The sequence below is a fragment of the Pseudomonas sp. LY-1 genome (assembly GCF_053502595.1).
Window position 1 is genome coordinate 1231296 of the sequence record NZ_CP094353.1, and the last position, 17438, is coordinate 1248733.

12 protein-coding genes are annotated in these 17438 nt (G+C 57.5%); 7 read left to right on the forward strand and 5 right to left on the reverse strand.

Annotation, left to right across the window (positions count from 1 at the left end; genetic code table 11):
- Positions 1 to 56: 56 nt before the first annotated feature.
- Complete coding sequence (locus tag MOQ67_RS05610; protein ID WP_448675875.1) at positions 57 to 3113, reverse strand: hypothetical protein; 3057 nt, start codon at positions 3111 to 3113, stop codon at positions 57 to 59.
- A 443-nt stretch (positions 3114 to 3556) separates the two neighbouring features.
- Entirely contained in the window at positions 3557 to 4267 is a 711-nt protein-coding gene (locus tag MOQ67_RS05615) for an SIMPL domain-containing protein (RefSeq protein ID WP_017845432.1), read from the reverse strand.
- Between the two features lie 204 nt (positions 4268 to 4471).
- On the opposite strand from MOQ67_RS05615, the gene MOQ67_RS05620 reads away from it, so the two are divergent.
- Both MOQ67_RS05620 and MOQ67_RS05625 read left to right on the forward strand, forming a co-directional pair.
- Positions 4472 to 5734 (forward strand): ATP-binding protein, encoded by a 1263-nt coding sequence (locus MOQ67_RS05620; RefSeq protein WP_017845431.1) that lies wholly within the window; start codon positions 4472 to 4474, stop codon positions 5732 to 5734.
- Positions 5727 to 6287: a response regulator transcription factor gene (locus tag MOQ67_RS05625; protein WP_004372278.1), complete on the forward strand. Its 561-nt coding sequence runs from the start codon at positions 5727 to 5729 to the stop codon at positions 6285 to 6287. Before MOQ67_RS05620 ends, MOQ67_RS05625 begins: the two co-directional genes overlap by 8 nt.
- A gap of 172 nt (positions 6288 to 6459) precedes the next feature.
- Here MOQ67_RS05625 and MOQ67_RS05630 read toward each other — a convergent pair whose 3' ends face one another.
- Positions 6460 to 8976, reverse strand: a complete 2517-nt coding sequence (locus MOQ67_RS05630; protein ID WP_232925458.1) for a dermonecrotic toxin domain-containing protein — start codon at positions 8974 to 8976, stop codon at positions 6460 to 6462.
- A 256-nt stretch (positions 8977 to 9232) separates the two neighbouring features.
- On the opposite strand from MOQ67_RS05630, the gene MOQ67_RS05635 reads away from it, so the two are divergent.
- Entirely contained in the window at positions 9233 to 10957 is a 1725-nt protein-coding gene (locus MOQ67_RS05635) for an ABC transporter ATP-binding protein/permease (RefSeq protein WP_198717374.1), read from the forward strand.
- 198 nt (positions 10958 to 11155) lie between these two features.
- Here the strand turns inward: MOQ67_RS05635 and MOQ67_RS05640 are convergent, their stop codons facing one another.
- On the reverse strand, positions 11156 to 11593 hold the full coding sequence (locus tag MOQ67_RS05640) for a YhcB family protein (RefSeq protein WP_003171734.1): 438 nt from the start codon (positions 11591 to 11593) through the stop codon (positions 11156 to 11158).
- A 147-nt stretch (positions 11594 to 11740) separates the two neighbouring features.
- Between MOQ67_RS05640 and MOQ67_RS05645 the strand changes: the two genes are divergently transcribed.
- The 3 genes from MOQ67_RS05645 (at position 11741) to zapE (ending at position 14924) form a co-directional block, all read left to right on the forward strand.
- Positions 11741 to 12370, forward strand: coding sequence for an alpha/beta hydrolase (locus MOQ67_RS05645; protein ID WP_169884761.1), 630 nt, complete (start codon positions 11741 to 11743; stop codon positions 12368 to 12370).
- Positions 12371 to 12394: 24 nt separating this feature from the next.
- A complete protein-coding gene (locus tag MOQ67_RS05650; RefSeq protein WP_017845427.1) occupies positions 12395 to 13750 on the forward strand; it encodes a tryptophan--tRNA ligase in 1356 nt (451 codons plus the stop codon).
- 79 nt (positions 13751 to 13829) lie between these two features.
- The gene (zapE, locus tag MOQ67_RS05655; RefSeq protein ID WP_026139826.1) at positions 13830 to 14924 is read left to right on the forward strand and encodes a cell division protein ZapE; all 1095 of its coding nucleotides are present in this window, start codon (positions 13830 to 13832) and stop codon (positions 14922 to 14924) included.
- 129 nt (positions 14925 to 15053) lie between these two features.
- Here the strand turns inward: zapE and MOQ67_RS05660 are convergent, their stop codons facing one another.
- Complete coding sequence (locus MOQ67_RS05660) at positions 15054 to 15974, reverse strand: GlxA family transcriptional regulator (protein ID WP_169850558.1); 921 nt, start codon at positions 15972 to 15974, stop codon at positions 15054 to 15056.
- Between the two features lie 220 nt (positions 15975 to 16194).
- On the opposite strand from MOQ67_RS05660, the gene MOQ67_RS05665 reads away from it, so the two are divergent.
- Positions 16195 to 17331, forward strand: coding sequence for an acyl-CoA dehydrogenase family protein (locus MOQ67_RS05665; protein ID WP_198717375.1), 1137 nt, complete (start codon positions 16195 to 16197; stop codon positions 17329 to 17331).
- The last annotated feature ends 107 nt before the right edge of the window (positions 17332 to 17438 follow it).

Genomic DNA, 17438 nt, shown 5'->3' on the forward strand with positions numbered 1-17438 from the left:
AAAAACGGCGGTCACCGAGGTTACCGCCGTTACGTGTTATCAGAAAGTCGCCGGTGTTATTTCACCTCGACGATACTCGAGGCGGTCAGGGTGAAGGGGGCCTTTTTATTGATGGCGTAAGGATTTGCGTCTGGGTCCAGTTCGTTGGATTCAGCAATCTCGAAGGTGCGTTGTGCGCTGACCTCCATATTGGGAATTTCAGCCGCATCTTTATCCAGATCGAGTAATGTCATTTTCGCGTCAAATTGAACCTTGGCCGTATTTGTTTCTGGATCGTAGGTGATGATGTAATGGGTGTCCTTGCCTTTGAAGCCGACATGCTCTTGCAGTTGGTTCATTTTTAACTCGACCGATGTGGGAGCGACACTGCCCTGATGAGCCACTTCAGATATGCGCGAGCGTAAGAGCGGGTCGGGAATGGCCTCTTCGAACTGCTTGAGTCGCTGGCGCAGCGTTTCACCATCCGCGCTGCCTGAGGCATCCAGCTCCACGGTCGTATAACCGTCTGGTTGTTTTATCCTTACGCTGTAATGGTCGCGGTTCAAGTCCTTCAGGAAGTTTGGCGAGTAGGGCGTTGTACTGTACTCATTAGGCTGCGACTTTTCGCTGGAATAAACTTCGAAGTTGTCTTCGTCGACGGTCCAGGAAATATTGAGTTTACGTTTAAGTACGTCCCCTTCTTTATAATTGCTGACGGATTGTTGGTAGGTGGTGTCGTTGTTGTAGTTAAAGACTTCGTCAAACTTATCGGCACCACTTGTCTTGGGATCGCCCAACGCTTCGAATCCATCTGAAAGTTTTGGCGGTATCTTGGCAGCCTCTGTGGGAGGGGACGAAGGGGCGCGATTCCAAGGCCAGCCACCTTGGCCTCTGGCGGTGGACCACTGTCCGTCACCGTTGGCGTATACGGTCAATACAGGCTTCCTGGTATTGGGGTCAATGATCTGGACATAGTTATCACTGAGTTTGAAATCACTTCTGATCTCATACACTTTTTGCAAACCCGTATCGTCGGCATAGCGGATGAACCAGCGTTTTTCGTCGGTGGCCTGATAAATGCCTTTGGTGTTGGGCACTGCGTTCTCAATGAGTTTCTCGCCATTGGGCAGCGCATATTTGCTGATGTCCCCCGACTGGCTGGGGCGCAACCGGTTGATTGGCGGAATTCCATTCTGAGCGTCGTCGCCCGGCGGTAACTGTGGGTGACCCGCATCGCCTTTGTTTTTCCAGACGCCCGCCTCATCAGGCTTGGCAATAATGCCGCTATTGGCCAGCTTGGACGGATCTTCTGGGTGCTGAACACGCAGTATGTAATGCGCCCCATCCCCGGCGTCCGGCGTATTGCTGGCGAAGTATTTTCTCCCGTTAAACTCCACCTCTTGCATACCCGGAAAGGAGGCTGACGGAGGCGGCGCTGGATTTACGTTTACTTCAGGCGCGCCTCCCATTGAAACGGGAGCTTGATTTGCGGTAGATGGAAGTTCGGGGGCCCGCACCAACTCAAAATCGCTTGTCGCTGCGTTGTATCGCCAGTTGTAATTCAGGCCGATAGCCGCGGTGCCGGTATTTTCGCCCAGCCCGGCTTCTATCCCGATCGGTGTAAGTTCATGTGCAAGTTGCAGGCTGGATATAACCGCCGCGGCATTGCCGCCAACGCGATCCTGCGCCGTCATGCCATAGATGCCGTCATGTATGCCGAAGGCAATAATACCTACGTTGCCCAGGACGGGAACGTAGCCGAAGGTATTGCCCCAAAAATCTTTCGCACCCTTCCAACCTTGTTGTGAGGAGCCAAATACTTGGGTTTGGTCACTCCATACCGCATTCTTGGCATTTAAGTCTTGGTAGCTGGTAGCAATGCTGTCATTGAGGTTGCCATATTTCAAATGATAGTCGCTACCTCGTGATCGCGTGTAATTAAATACCTCGCGAACTGGTATGGCTTGATCCTTGACGAGGTTTTGATAACCTGGGTAGTTGGCGTGATTACCCTCAATCAAGTTATCGAGTACTTCCCCCGCCTTGGGCCAATGTGCATCTATGCCGCCTTGTCTGTCGCGGGCATTGAAACTTTTTTGCAAGTTGTCACGATTGCTTTTAGCCCAGTTGGCGAAATCATCATCGCCTTTTATTTCGTGGGCGGCACCGTTCTTCAAGTCGACCATCACACCCTTGTTGGGTCTGTGCTCATAATTACCGTCGTAGGGCGTGTAAGGAATAAATGCATACCCCGCCATTGGGTAGCCGTAAATGTTGGGGACGATGACTTGTCCATTTTGCTCAAGCGTGCGCTTGATGGCGGTTTGAGCTTCGGGGCTTAACAGTTTAAAACTTTCACTGTCGTTGGACAGGCTCTGCAAGGTTCCCTTCAATACATAGGCGTCCGCTTTTCCGGAGCGTTTTGCCAGGGTGCCGGAAGCGTCCCGCATCGAGCTGGCTATTTCATTTTCCCAATGATCTTGGAGTGTCTGGCCGACGGATTCCAGATTATTGATTTTACCCCGGTCGCTTGACGCGATTTCCATTTCTTGGAAGTTGATCGGGCCGCCACGTTGGACTTTATCGTGCGCAAGAGAGCCCGCAGCAATTTCCCACGCAAAGTAAGTGCGCTTTTGAGTGTTGGTCAATGTCTCGGGTTTCCCCTTGCCTGTATAAGAGCTGAACGTCACCGTGAACTTTTCGTGCGGGTCGTAGCCGGCGGATAATAAACCACCACTAAAGTATCCTGCGGGTTCCATAAACTGGCGCGCGCGCTGGAATTTGATATTTCTTTCACCTTCGCTACCGTTTTCTATTTGGCCAATCTGCGTATTTACGCGATTGGCATAGCCGTCGATACGCTGTTCTCGTTGCGTAAGTGTGTAGTTCGCGTTGGGGGCGGAAACGGTGGTTGACCCATAAATGGTGGTCGTGCGGGCCTCAAGTTCCGGATCAGGGGAAGAGGTTGCAATCGGTTTTTGTTCAACCCCTGTCTTTTTTGACTCTGGCTCACTCTCCTCTCCCGACCATTTTTTTTGTGGAGCGGATGAGTCATTAATCGACCTGGCGTGACGACTTTGTACGGAGAGTGGGGGGATTAACGAGGGTGGCTGGAGGAACGGATTGATATTCATGATCGGCTCGATGTAGGCGTGAAGTTCATAAACACTGTTCGTTTTTCGAAACGCATATGCCCGAATTAAGCCCGGATTAATCGGCGGGCGGGAAATTAAGTCAGACGTGAAATTGACCTCTGTTATGGGCTGTTGCGTAACTTCTTAATCTAGGTTGGGAGAATGATGAAAATAGGTGGTTATATAAGACTGAACAGTTCCACGTCATTGCATGGGGCTCGTGCTAGACGTCTGTATTAAAGAAAGGCTTGCAGTATTCTGAAAAAATCCTACGTTAAAGTGATTCGAACCATCATCACGTCCCTTGCTTTGAGCCGGTTGGCTGCGGTTGTGTCTGCTTCAGGTCACGCCTGCCTCGGCTCCATTCCCATGGCTGATCGACCGTCCAAAAAAAACGGCGCAAGCCCTTCGGGGCCGCGCCGTTTTCGTGTGCTTCAAAAGGCTTATTGCAGGACTTCGATCACCCCATCGGCACTCATGCTTACCTGACTGGTACCGGCTTCCACTTCCGGCGTCGGCGCCGAATCCATCATGGCGGCTTTCATCATCATCCCGCCGCGTGCGTAAGGTTGTGGATAACCATTGGTGTTGAAGTTCAGGTTGACGATCTTATAACCCTTGCCGCCCAACGCATCGGTGGCCAGTTGGGCGCGAGCCTTGAATGCGCTGACCGCGTCCTTGAGCAGGGCGTCTTCGCTGGACCTGCGCGTGGTGTCAGCGATGGCGAATTCCATGTTTTGCATTTTCAGGGTGTTGAGCAACTCGCCGGTGAGCTTGGACAGCGCCGGGAAGTCTGCGCTCTCCAGGCGCAGTTCGGCGCGTTCACGCCAACCGGTGATCTTCTGATTCTTATTGTCGTAGATCGGGTAGCTGTTGCGGCTGCCCTGACGCAGGGTCACGGCCTTGACTTCGCGGGCCTGCCCCAGGGCCTGGTTCATGGTGGTGGTGATGTCGGCGGCGAGCTTGGCGGGGTCGGCGTTCTGGGATTCGGTATAGAGCGTCACGATCATCTTGTCGCGGGCCACTTCCTGGCTGACTTCGGCGCGCAGGGCGATCTGGTTGTAATGCAACTCATCGGCGGCGACGGCCGGGAGGCTGGCCAGGGTGCTGGCGCTGAGGGTGAGAGCGGCTGCGTTGCGAATGAAACGGGACATGGAAGCTCCTTGGAATGTTCGTATCGGTATGACTGTAGACGGTGGTGCCGGGTTCTTCGGGTTTACACATTCACTACAAGTTGTCGCAGTGCCGACGAACGGTCATTCAGCGCCCCTGCGTCAAAGAGCCACACGCGCCGTGTCTGCCGGTCGGCTTCGTTTATACTCCTGCCGATCCGCCTGCAGCGCTCACCGGGAGAGCTCATGCTCGCCGCCGTAAAACTGACTTCCGCCACCCGCCAGAACCTCTGGCGCCTGACGTTCATTCGCACCTTGGTATTGGCCGCGCAGGCCGGTTCCGTCGGGCTTGCCTATTGGTTCGACCTGCTGCCGCTGCCGTGGCTGCAACTGAGCGTGACCCTGGGTTTTTCCACCGTGTTGTGTGCGTTTACCGCCATCCGGTTGCGCACCACCTGGCCGGTGACCGAGCTGGAATACGCCCTGCAGTTGGCCTGCGACCTGTTTATCCACAGTGTGTTGCTGTATTTCTCCGGTGGTTCCACCAATCCGTTCGTTTCGTATTACCTGGTGCCTTTGACCATTGCGGCCGTGACCTTGCCGTGGCGCTACTCGGTGATACTCTCCGGCATTGCCCTGACCCTGTACACCTTGCTGCTGGCGCAGTTCTACCCGCTGCAGACGTTCCCCATCGCCCGGGAAAACCTGCAGATCTACGGGATGTGGCTGAGCTTCGCGCTGTCGGCCGCAGTCATCACCTTTTTTGCCGCGCGCATGGCCGAAGAACTGCGCCGCCAGGAAGAACTGCGCGCCATCCGCCGCGAAGAAGGCCTGCGCGACCAGCAACTGCTGGCCGTCGCGACCCAGGCCGCCGGTGCGGCCCATGAGTTGGGCACGCCCCTGGCGACCATGAGCGTGCTGCTCAACGAAATGACCCAGGACCACCACGATCCGGCGCTGCAAGAAGACCTCGGCGTGCTGCGCGAGCAGGTCAAGCAGTGCAAGCAAACCTTGCAGCAACTGGTGCGCGCCGCCGAAGCCAACCGCCGCCTGGCGGTGGAGATGCAGGACGTGACCCAGTGGCTCGACGAAGCCCTGAACCGCTGGCACCTGATGCGCCCCGAAGCCAGTTACCGTTTCCACCTGCTGGGGCAGGGCAGCGTGCCGCGCATGGCGCCGCCGCCGGACCTGACCCAGGCCCTGCTCAACCTGTTGAACAATGCCGCCGATGCCTGCCCCGAAGGCCTGGAAGTGCAGCTGGACTGGGACACGGAAAACCTCACCATCAGCATTCGTGACCACGGCGCAGGCGTGCCGCTGGCTATTGCCGAGCAGATCGGCAAACCTTTCTTTACCACCAAGGGCAAAGGCTTCGGCCTCGGCCTGTTTTTGAGCAAGGCCAGCGTGACCCGCGCGGGCGGCTCAGTGAAGCTCTATAGTCATGAGGAAGGCGGCACGCTCACCGAGCTGCGCCTGCCCCGTGTCGCACGAGGAGATATCGATGAGTGATGAGATCCAAGTCGAAGGCGAAGAACTGCCGCACCTGTTGCTGGTAGATGATGACGCTACCTTTACCCGCGTCATGGCGCGTGCCATGAGCCGTCGCGGTTTCCGCGTCAGCACCGCGGGCTCCGCGGAAGAGGGCCTGAGCATCGCCCAGGCCGACCTGCCGGACTACGCCGCGCTCGACCTGAAAATGGACGGCGACTCCGGCCTGGTGCTGCTGCCCAAGCTGCTCGAACTCGATCCGGAAATGCGCGTGGTGATCCTCACCGGTTATTCCAGCATTGCCACCGCTGTCGAAGCCATCAAGCGTGGCGCCTGCAACTACCTGTGCAAACCGGCGGACGCCGACGATGTGCTGGCCGCCTTGCTCTCCGAGCATGCCGACCTCGACACCCTGGTGCCGGAAAACCCGATGTCGGTGGACCGCCTGCAGTGGGAACACATCCAGCGCGTGCTGACCGAGCATGAAGGCAATATCTCGGCCACCGCCCGCGCGCTGGGCATGCACCGGCGTACCCTGCAACGCAAGCTGCAGAAGCGCCCGGTACGGCGCTGAACCCTAGGAACAGAACGCGGGATATCGTGCTGTGCTTGAGCCTCGAACACTTGAGTTTTCAGCATTTTATCCTGTGTTGCGGGTAGGTATGGAAGGCTGAGTATTTTTGGGCTGGCGACCTTCAATACATATCGCACACGTTTTCCATGTTCACTCGGTTGAGAAAGAGTGCTCATGGCTGTTTGGGCGGGAAATACACGGGTTTATATTCAACTGTAGAATCTTCATATTTTGGGGGCTCTCCCGGCGGAGCGCTATTGATGGTGGTCGGTTGGCCGTCGTTTTTATTTATTTTTGTAACGCTATAGTCATTATGGTCGGCTTGTAGTTTCGCTTCAGCTATGCGCTCAGCCTCTTGACGCGTAATTTTTGGATTTGACGCCATGATTTGAGTGACGTACTTGTCTCGATAGTTTTTCAGTGTGGTTGAGCCAAAATTTGTGAACACCCCTCCCTCAAAAGCCTTGACGGGCTTATTGATCTCTTTTTGAAATTTTGCAGCGAACGAGCTTCCACGCCCTTCGCCTGAATGACAAACTATAAGCCGTACAGAGTCATATGTTTCTGGATCTATACCTTTGCTTTTCAATAAGGCTATTAGTTTTTTTGGTGAGTAACCTTTTCCGTCGATCACAACTTTTGAGTCTTCGCCAAAGAACGTACCGGGCCGATATGGTTTAGAACCATGTGCAACAATGTTGAGTCGTCTTCCGGCTTTGTAAGTGTCCTCAAAGGTATGGACTTCATTGCCAACAATTTTCAGATTCTTCATCGGGCCGCCCATTTTGACTTCGACAGTCGGAGCGTCCCCTTCCGCTTCGATTTCAGCAGGCGGCTCATGTTCAGGGTTCAGTTCGTTCGGTTTGGATTCCTCGCCAGGTTTGATTTCGCTAGCGGCGGCTTCCTCCCCCGATTTGCCAGTCTTCGCGATATGTGGGAGCACGGCGATCGCGGCGTTGAAAAAACCGAATATGATGCGTTGGTTGCCAGTCGGTTTGCCATGTACTTTGTCGTCAATGCCAATCCCTGCCTCGGTTATCCCGCTGGCCAGATAGAATGCATCCAATGTCAGTGCCACTTCAGGCATTACAAAAGCCAGCGGAGTCAGGAATAGTGCTGCTTTTGCAGCCTTTTCCAAGCCGGAAATAATATTATTCTTGATGACGTCCCTGTCACTGGTGATATCCACCGCGGCATCCGAATAAGAGCGATCTTTCTGACGTGTCGTGATTTCATCGAAAGGCGAGTGACTGGGTTCTGCCTTAATGAAGTCTTGTGGGTCCCAGAAGCCGCTGAAAGCCCGATGATCATAGGAAAGTAATCCCCCCGGAGTTTCGCGTTTTTCAGGCCAGGTACCGAGTCCGGCCAGCGTCTCGTCTATGCCTGCTTGTGCATAGCCGTTAGGTTTGTCTTTGAGCGGGAAGTGCCCGGCCATCGCTTCGCGTTTGACGGGGTCCGCCATTTGCTCGGCGAACCATGCTTTCATTTCGGTCTGGCCGTTGAAGGTGTGAATGGGGGAAGAGTTTCCCGGTATGTGCAACAGCGTGAGCGGTGGGAGTTTTTTACCGTTGGCATCAAACCTGACCTTTTTGTCCGTGATGTACATAAGGTCGGTAGACTGAAAGTTCCCGACTTTCAGCATCCCAACTTCAATGTCGGGATCCTTTGGTGGATTCTTTTGTAAGTCTTCAAGCTTGATGTCCGGCCACGACGCCTGGTTGCCTGCTAACCCGGAAGCTCGCATGACCAGATCACGGCCTTCCTTACTGAGGCTTTGTTCTTGATGCTGGCTCATGGCGGCTTTGACAAGCGACGATTTGGCCAGCAATGGATACTTCTTCTCGTGGTTGCTCCAGAACTCATTCAGGAATTGATCGTAGGGCTTTTGATAGTCCGCCTTCCAGATCAGTTTTTTGAACTCATCGGGCGTGATTGCGCTCTGGTTTCCTCCGTTGTAAACCGGAGCAGGTTCTTCCGAGGACTCTATGTAAATACCTTGGTAGGTATGGGTGATGTCCGCCTTTTCAGTGTAAGGGTTGAAGCGACTGCCGAAGTTGAAGACGCCAGGGGTATGTGTCTCCAATTCGGGTTTAACGATGACCTCAGGGCCTCCGGCGTAGAAAGGTACTTGGTAACCTGCACCCGTTGGCGTGTCCTGTGCGTTGGTAATGAGCGCCTCGGTCAATGAGATTCGCTTGATGATTTTCGCGGGGTAAGGTTTTTCCCCGGTGGTGTTGTAGTCATACGTAACCAGGTAGGTGTTGTCGGGATCTATATTCCATTTTTCTTTTTCGGCTGGGGTCGCTGCCTGTGCCGCCATCTCGGCAAATTTTTTTTTCAGAAAAATAGAGGCTTCTTCTTTAACTGTTTTGAAGGCGCCGGAAATCTCCTGTGTAACCGGGTCGACGTTGATGTTGGAATCAGAGTTGACGGGCTCAGGGGCTTTCTCACCCACCCCGATGCCTTTGTTTGGATCAGGATTTACATTGACTTCGACGTATCCGCCCTTTGAAGAATTGGTGTTTGGTACGACTTCCTGCACCACTTCTTGATTGTTAGGTGGGGAGGAATCTATTGAGCGTCTATGGCGCGGATGTGCGCTTGCTTCTTGATGACCGTTGCGGTCGGAAGGTAATGCAGGCTCAGTTGGCAGGTGGAGGAGATTAATGGGAGGGAGAGCAATCTGCATAAGAGCGTCCAGTAATTCAATGTGGTATCAATAGTTACCTATGTGGTTTTGTGTCGCGGGAAGGTTCCTGTTTTGGGTGGGTGTTTTTACTCTATGAGGTAGGCCCTGACTCTTTCGATTGACTCTTCAAGCTGCAAAGCGTCCGGTATGGCGCTGAACGAAGTCTGAACAATCTGCTTCAAGCTGGACGGAACCCTGAACCGATCGTCTATGATCGGTTCAAACGCCTGTTACATTTTCTTACAGAGCCTGAACGATGAATCAGAACGCTGAGTATTCCGCGGTCAACGACGCGGTGCGTGGGCACTTTTTTCGCCGAACCTGGGCGATGATCACGCCCTATTGGCGCAGTGAAGAAAAGGGCAAGGCATGGTTGCTGTTGTTGGCGGTGATTGGTTTGTCGCTGTTCAGCGTCGCGATCTCCGTGTGGATCAACCACTGGTACAAGGATTTCTACAACGCCCTGGAACATAAGGACACGGCGGCCTTCTGGCAACTGATCGGCTATTTCGGCGGCATCGCTGCGGTGGCGATCCTCGGTGCGGTTTATCGCTTGTACCTGACCCAGATGCTGACCATCCGCTGGCGGGCCTGGTTGACCGAAAAACACTTCGCACGCTGGCTCAGCGACAAAAACTACTACCAGCTGGAGCAGGGCGGTTATACCGATAACCCGGACCAGCGGATCTCCGAAGACCTCAACAACTTCACCTCCAGTAGCTTGAGCCTCGGCCTGGGCCTGCTGCGCAATGTGGTCAGCCTGGTGTCGTTTTCGATCATCCTGTGGGGTGTGTCGGGCAGCATCGAAGTGTTCGGTATCACCATTCCCGGCTACATGTTCTGGTGTGCATTGCTCTATGCCGCCGTGGGCAGTTGGCTGACGCACCTGATCGGGCGTCGCTTGATCGGGCTGAACAATCAACAGCAACGCTTCGAGGCGGATTTGCGCTTCTCGATGGTCCGGGTCCGCGAGAACGCCGAGAGCATCGCCTTGTACAACGGCGAGCCCAACGAAAATCGCCGTTTGAGCCAACGCTTCGGCCTGGTCTGGCATAACTTCTGGGACATCATGAAAGTGTCCAAGCGCCTGACTTTCTTCACCGCCGGCTACAGCCAGATCGCAATCATCTTCCCGTTCATCGTCGCCGCGCCGCGCTACTTCACCGGCAAGATCGAGCTGGGCGAGCTGATGCAAATCAACTCGGCGTTCGGCAACGTCCAGGAGAACTTCAGCTGGTTTATCGGCGCGTACACGGAGCTGGCCAGTTGGCGCGCCACCAGTGATCGTCTGCTGAGTTTCCAGCAGGCCATGGGCGATAACGAGCAGCGCCCTGCGGCCATCGACGTGCGCCCGGAAGGCGAGCGCCTGGTGGCAGAGAAGCTCGGCATGGACCTGGCCGATGGCCGCCACTTGCTCGCCGGCGCCGACATGGTCGTCGAGCCGGGCCAGCGCCTGATGCTCAGCGGGCGTTCCGGCAGCGGTAAAAGTACGTTGCTGCGTGCCATGGGCCAGCTGTGGCCGGCGGGCCATGGCAGCATCCGCCTGCCGGCGGCGCGTTACCTGTTTCTGCCGCAGAAGCCGTATCTGCCGATCGGCACGTTGAAGGCCGCGCTGAGTTATCCACAGGACGACGGCGTGTACATGGACGAACGTTATGCACAGGTCCTGGAAACCTGCCGCTTGCCGCATCTGGTCGCGCGGCTGGACGAAGCCAACCACTGGCAGCGCATGCTCTCGCCCGGCGAGCAACAGCGCCTGGCCTTTGCCCGTGCGTTGTTGTTCGCACCGCAGTGGCTGTACATGGACGAAGCGACATCGGCCATGGATGAAGAGGATGAGGCGACGTTGTACCAGGCGTTGATCGATGAGCTGCCGGGGCTGAGCATCGTCAGCGTCGGCCATCGCAGCAGCCTCAAGCGCTTCCATGGGCGGCATGTGCGGATCGAAAGCGGCCACCTGCAAGAACAACCCGTGTCCTGAGGGCCGGACTCGGTCAGTGTGGGAGGGCGCTTGCTCCCGATAGCAGTGTGTCAGTCAGCCCATATATCAACTGATCCGCCGCTATCGGGAGCAAGCTCCCTCCCACAATGGCATCCCCGCTGGTCTGGAGATTGAGGCCCAACAAAAAGCCCGGCTGATCATCGATCAGCCGGGCTTTTTTACAGCGCCTGAAAAGACTTACTTCTTCAAGCCGTAATGCTCATCCAGCATGCCAGGGGCGTTCGGCGTTTTTGGCGCGTAGTCCCGTGGCGGCTCCTGGTTTTCCCGTGGCGGGGTCAGGCGTTCCCGTGGGGTTTGCGGTGCATCGGAATGCAGCGCGGCCAGCAGGCGCTGACGGGTGATGTCGTCGAGCGCCAGGCGGTTGGCGCCGTCGGCGAGGTGATCCTGTACTTCCTGGTAGCTCTGGGTGAGCTTCTTGACCAGGGTCGCGGTGCTGTTGAAGTGGGTAACAACCTCGTTCTGATAACTGTCAAAACGTTCCTGAATGTCATCCAACTGACGCTGCGTGCGGTTAGGCGCGGCATTCGGCAGCAAGCGAGCAACCAGGAATCCAATGGCGACACCGGCAACCAGGGCAAGAGTCGGCAACAACCAAACTAAGAGCGAGTGTTCCACGAGTCCTTCCTCTATAAACGGCTTTGCTTTACGTTAACGGCTCGGACCTGCGCTGTATACCGCGATTAAGCTCGCAATGATGCCATGCACAGACTTTTAGCTAGACGAGTCGACCCTTTGAGAGGTCACGGAGTTCATTCCTTGCTCATGCGTGAAACCCCTGTTTTGATCGATGGCCCGGTAGGCCAATTGGAAGCCCTGTACCTGGATCAGCCCGTGCCACGTGGCCTGGCGCTGATCTGCCACCCTAACCCGGTGCAGGGTGGGACCATGCTCAATAAAGTTGTTTCGACCCTGCAACGCACCGCCCGCGATGCCGGTTTGATCACCTTGCGATTCAATTACCGTGGCGTCGGTGCCAGCGCCGGCACCCATGACATGGCCAGCGGCGAAGTGGACGATGCCGAAGCGGCCGCCACCTGGTTGCGCAAGAAACACCCCGACCTGCCGATCACCTTGTTCGGTTTTTCGTTTGGTGGCTATGTCGCCGCCAGCCTCGGCGGTCGTCTGGAAGCCAAGGGCGAAAAGCTCGCGCACCTGTTCATGGTCGCCGCCGCGGTGATGCGCCTGGGCGATGCCGACCTGCTGCCGCAGAACTGCCCGCTGACCCTGATCCAGCCGGAAACCGACGAAGTGGTCGACCCGCAATGCGTCTACGACTGGTCCGCCGCCCTGAAACGCCCCCATGAGCTGCTGAAAGTGGCAGAATGCGGACACTTTTTTCATGGCAAGCTCACCGATCTCAAGGATCTGGTGCTGCCGCGCCTCTCGAATTGATAGCAGTCTGATAAGCGATTACCCATGACGACTCGTACCCGTATCCTCACCGGCATCACCACCACCGGCACGCCGCACCTGGGCAACTACGCCGGTGCGATCCGCCCGGCGATCCTTGCCAGTCAGGACGCCAATGCCGACTCCTTCTACTTCCTGGCCGACTACCACGCCCTGATCAAATGCGATGACCCGCAGCGCATCCAGCGCTCGCGTATGGAAATCGCCGCGACCTGGCTGGCCGGTGGCCTGGATGTGAACCGGGTGACGTTCTATCGCCAGTCCGACATTCCCGAGATCCCCGAGCTGACCTGGCTGCTGACCTGCGTCGCCGCCAAGGGCCTGCTCAACCGCGCCCACGCCTACAAGGCGTCGGTGGACAAGAACGTGGAAAACGGCGAAGACCCGGATGCGGGCATCACCATGGGCCTGTACAGCTACCCGGTGCTGATGGCGGCGGACATTTTGATGTTCAACGCGCACAAGGTGCCGGTGGGCCGCGACCAGATCCAGCACGTGGAAATGGCCCGCGACATCGGTCAGCGCTTCAACCACCTGTTCGGCAACGGTAAAGAGTTCTTCACCCTGCCCGAGGCGGTGATCGAAGAAAGCGTCGCCACCTTGCCGGGCCTGGACGGTCGCAAGATGTCGAAGAGCTACGACAACACCATCCCGTTGTTCACCAGCGCCAAGGACATGAAAGACGCGATCTCGCGGATCGTCACCGACTCCCGCGCGCCCGGCGAAGCCAAGGACCCGGACAATTCGCACCTGTTCACCCTGTACCAGGCGTTTGCCAGCAAGGCCCAGGAACAGGAATTCCGCGCCGAGTTGCTGCAAGGCCTGGGCTGGGGCGAGGCGAAGAACCGTCTGTTCCAACTGCTGGACGGGCAACTGGGTGAAGCCCGTGAGCGTTACCACCAATTGATGTCGCGCCCGGCGGACATGGAAGACCTGCTGCTGATCGGCGCCAAAAAAGCCCGCGCCGTGGCCGCGCCGTTCCTCGCCGAGCTGCGTGAGGCCGTTGGCCTGCGTTCGTTCGTCAACCAGGCCGCGGCGCCGGTCAGCACCAAGAAAAAGGCCGCGAAAGCCGCGCGTTTCGTGAGTTTCCGCGAAGACGACGGCAGCTTCCGCTTCCGCCTGCTGGCGGCCGATGGCGAGCAACTGCTGCTGTCGCGCAATTTTGCCGATGGCAAGGCGGCGGGCGCCGTGACCAAGCAATTGCAAAGCGGCGCCGCGCTGGACGTGCGCCCTGAAGCCCTGAGCTTCAGCGTATGGCTGGACGACGCTGCGGTTGCCGACAGCGCGCCATTCGCCGACACCGCGTCGCGCGATGCCGCCATCGAAGCCCTGCGCGTCGCGCTGACCCCCCTCGAGGATTAACCCGACCAAGGGTTGATTGCCATTATCCGGGGCCGTCGTTACAGTGACGGCCCGTTTTTGTTGCCTTGCTAACGAAATTATGACGCCCCTAGAACGATATCAAGCTGATCTGAAACGCCCTGAATTCTTCCATGACGCGGCCCAGGAAACGGCGGTGCGTCATTTGCAGCGTCTGTACGAAGACCTGGTCGCGGCCTCGCAGAGTAAGCCAGGGATGCTCGGCAAGCTGTTTGGCAAGAAAGACCGCACGCCGGTCAAGGGCCTGTACTTCTGGGGCGGCGTGGGTCGCGGCAAGACCTACCTGGTGGACACGTTCTTCGAAGCGCTGCCGTTCAAGGAAAAGGTCCGCACGCACTTCCACCGCTTCATGAAGCGCGTCCATGAAGAGATGAAAACCCTGCCGGGCGAGAAAAACCCGTTGACCATCATCGCCAAGCGGTTCTCCGCAGAGGCGCGGGTGATCTGCTTCGATGAGTTCTTCGTCTCCGACATCACCGACGCCATGATCCTCGGCACCCTGATGGAAGAGCTGTTCAAGAACGGCGTGACCCTGGTCGCCACCTCGAACATCGTGCCCGATGGCCTGTACAAGGACGGCCTGCAACGCGCGCGCTTCCTGCCGGCCATTGCGCTGATCAAGCAGAACACCGAGATCGTCAACGTCGACAGCGGCGTCGATTACCGCCTGCGGCACCTGGAGCAAGCGGAGTTGTTCCACTTTCCGCTCAACGACGCGGCGCAAGATAGCCTGCGCAAAAGCTTCCGCGCCCTCACGCCGGAATGCACCCATGCGGTGGAAAACGACAAGTTGATCATCGAAAACCGCCAAATCATCGCGCTGCGTACCTGCGATGACGTGGCCTGGTTCGACTTCCGCGAACTGTGCGACGGCCCGCGCAGCCAGAACGACTACATCGAACTGGGCAAGATCTTCCACGCCGTGATCCTCAGTGGCGTGGAGCAGATGAGCGTCAGCACCGACGACATCGCGCGCCGCTTTATCAACATGGTCGACGAGTTCTACGACCGCAACGTCAAGTTGATCATCTCGGCGGAAGTCGAGCTCAAGGACCTCTACACCGGCGGTCGCTTGAACTTCGAATTCCAGCGCACCCTGAGCCGCCTGCTGGAGATGCAGTCCCACGAGTTCCTGTCGCGGGCGCACAAACCCTAAGCACGACGCAGTAAAAAGTGTGGGAGGGGGCTTGCCCCCGATAGCGGTGTATCAGTGCCAGATGTACTGACTGATACACCGCTATCGGGAGCAAGCCCCCTCCCACATTTTGTCTCTGTACAGCCCTGATTACGCGGCTTGCTGGAATTGCTGGCGGTACTGGTTCGGTGACAGCTCGGTGTGCTGCCTGAACAGCCGCGCAAAGAAGCTCGCATCGTCGTAGCCCACCTCATAACTGATGGTCTTGATGCTCTTGCGGCTGCCCGAGAGCAGCCCTTTCGCCGTCTCGATGCGCAAGCGTTGCAGGTAATGCAGCGGCTTGTCGCCGGTGGCGGTCTGGAAGCGGCGCATGAAGTTGCGGATGCTCATGCCGTGCTCCCGGGCCACGTCCTCGAAGCGGAACTTGTCGGCGAAATGCTCTTCGAGCCAGTGCTGGATCTGCAGGATGATCACATCCTGGTGCAGCTTCTGCCCGCCGAAACCGATCCGTCCCGGCGAATAGTTGCGCTGCACTTCGTAAAGAATATCGCGGGCCACGGCCTGGGCGATGTTGGCGCCGCAGAAGCGTTCGATCAGATAGATATAGAGGTCGCAGGCCGAGGTGGTGCCGCCGGCGCAGTACAGGTTGTCGGCGTCGGTCAGGTGCTTGTCCTGGTTGAGCTGGACCTTGGGGAAGCGCTCGCTGAAGGCAGTGAAGAAACGCCAGTAGGTGGTCGCCTCCTTGCCATCGAGCAGCCCGGCTTCGGCCAGCCAGAACACCCCGGTCGCTTCGCCGCAGAGCACCGCGCCGCGGGCGTGCTGTTCGCGCAGCCACGGCAGCACTTGCGGGTAGCGCGTACTCAGGGCATCGAAGTCATCCCAGAAGGCCGGCAGCACGATGATGTCGGCGTCTTCCAGGCCGCCGTCCACCGGCATGATCACATCACTGAAGCTGCGCACCGATTGCCCGTCGGGGCTGACCAGGCGCGTTTCGAACGCGGGAGTCAGGCCCAGGCCTTGTTGTTTGCCGTAACGCAGGCTGGCGAGGTGGAAGAAATCCTTGGCTTGCATGAGGGTGGAAGCGAACACCCGATCAATGGCCAAAATGCTGACGCGCCGCAAGGGCGTGGAGATTTGGTTAGACATAATTTCATTTATTCTTATAGGGGAAAGTGGTCACCAGACGGCTGGATCGTCTTATTTTTTGTCGCATGTGTCCAGTGTCCTGTGACGCCTTCGCGGCATAGGCTCTGTGGTTCGTCTTTGTCCGACAATCCACGCAGGTGACCTCATGATCCCCAGAACGTTGTTCAGCCCGGAACACGAACTCTTCCGCCAGAGCGTGCGTATCTTCCTTGAAAAAGACGCTGCGCCGTTCCATGCGCAATGGGAGAAGCAGGGCTATATCGACCGTGCGCTGTGGAACAAGGCCGGCGAGGCGGGGATGTTGTGTTCCCATCTGCCGGAGGAGTACGGCGGCCTGGGCGCGGACTTTCTCTACAGCGCGGTGGTGATCGAAGAGATCAGCCGCCTGGGCCTGACCGGCATCGGCTTCTCCCTGCATTCGGACATTGTCGCGCCGTACATCCTGCATTACGGCAGTGAAGCGCTGAAGCACCAATACCTGCCCCAATTGATCTCCGGCGAGAAGGTCACGGCCATCGCCATGACCGAGCCGGGCGCCGGGTCCGACCTGCAAGGGGTCAAGACCACGGCGGTGCTGGACGGCGATGAGTATGTGATCAACGGCTCCAAGACCTTCATCACCAACGGCTTTCTCGCCGATCTGGTGATCGTGGTCGCCAAGACCGACCCCAAGGCCGGCGCCAAGGGCACCAGCCTGTTCCTGGTGGAGGCCGCTACGCCGGGCTTCGACAAGGGCAAGCGCCTGGAAAAGGTCGGCATGAAGGCCCAGGACACCTCGGAGCTGTTCTTCCAAGATGTCCGTGTGCCCAAGGAAAACCTGCTGGGCCAGGCGGGCATGGGCTTCGCCTACTTGATGCAGGAGCTGCCGCAGGAGCGCTTGACCGTGGCGATTGGCGCGCTGGCGTCAGCCGAAGCGGCGCTGCAATGGACCCTCGATTACACCCGTGAGCGCAAGGCCTTCGGCAAGGCGATTGCCGACTTCCAGAACACCCGCTTCAAACTGGCGGAGATGGCCACCGAGATCCAGATCGGCCGCGTGTTCGTCGATAAATGCCTGGCGTTGCACCTGGAGGGCAAGCTCGACGTGCCCACCGCCGCGATGGCCAAGTACTGGGCCACGGACCTGCAATGCAAGGTGCTCGACGAGTGTGTGCAATTGCACGGCGGCTACGGCTTCATGTGGGAATACCCGATCGCCCGCGCCTGGGCGGATGCGCGGGTGCAGCGGATTTATGCGGGGACCAATGAGATCATGAAGGAGATTATTGCGCGGGCGCTTTGATTTCGATGGTGTGGCTGAGGGCCTCATCGGGGGCAAGCCCCCTCCCACGTTTTACTGGGTTCACACGGCTAAGTGTGGGAGGGAGCTTGCCCCCGATAGCGGTCTAG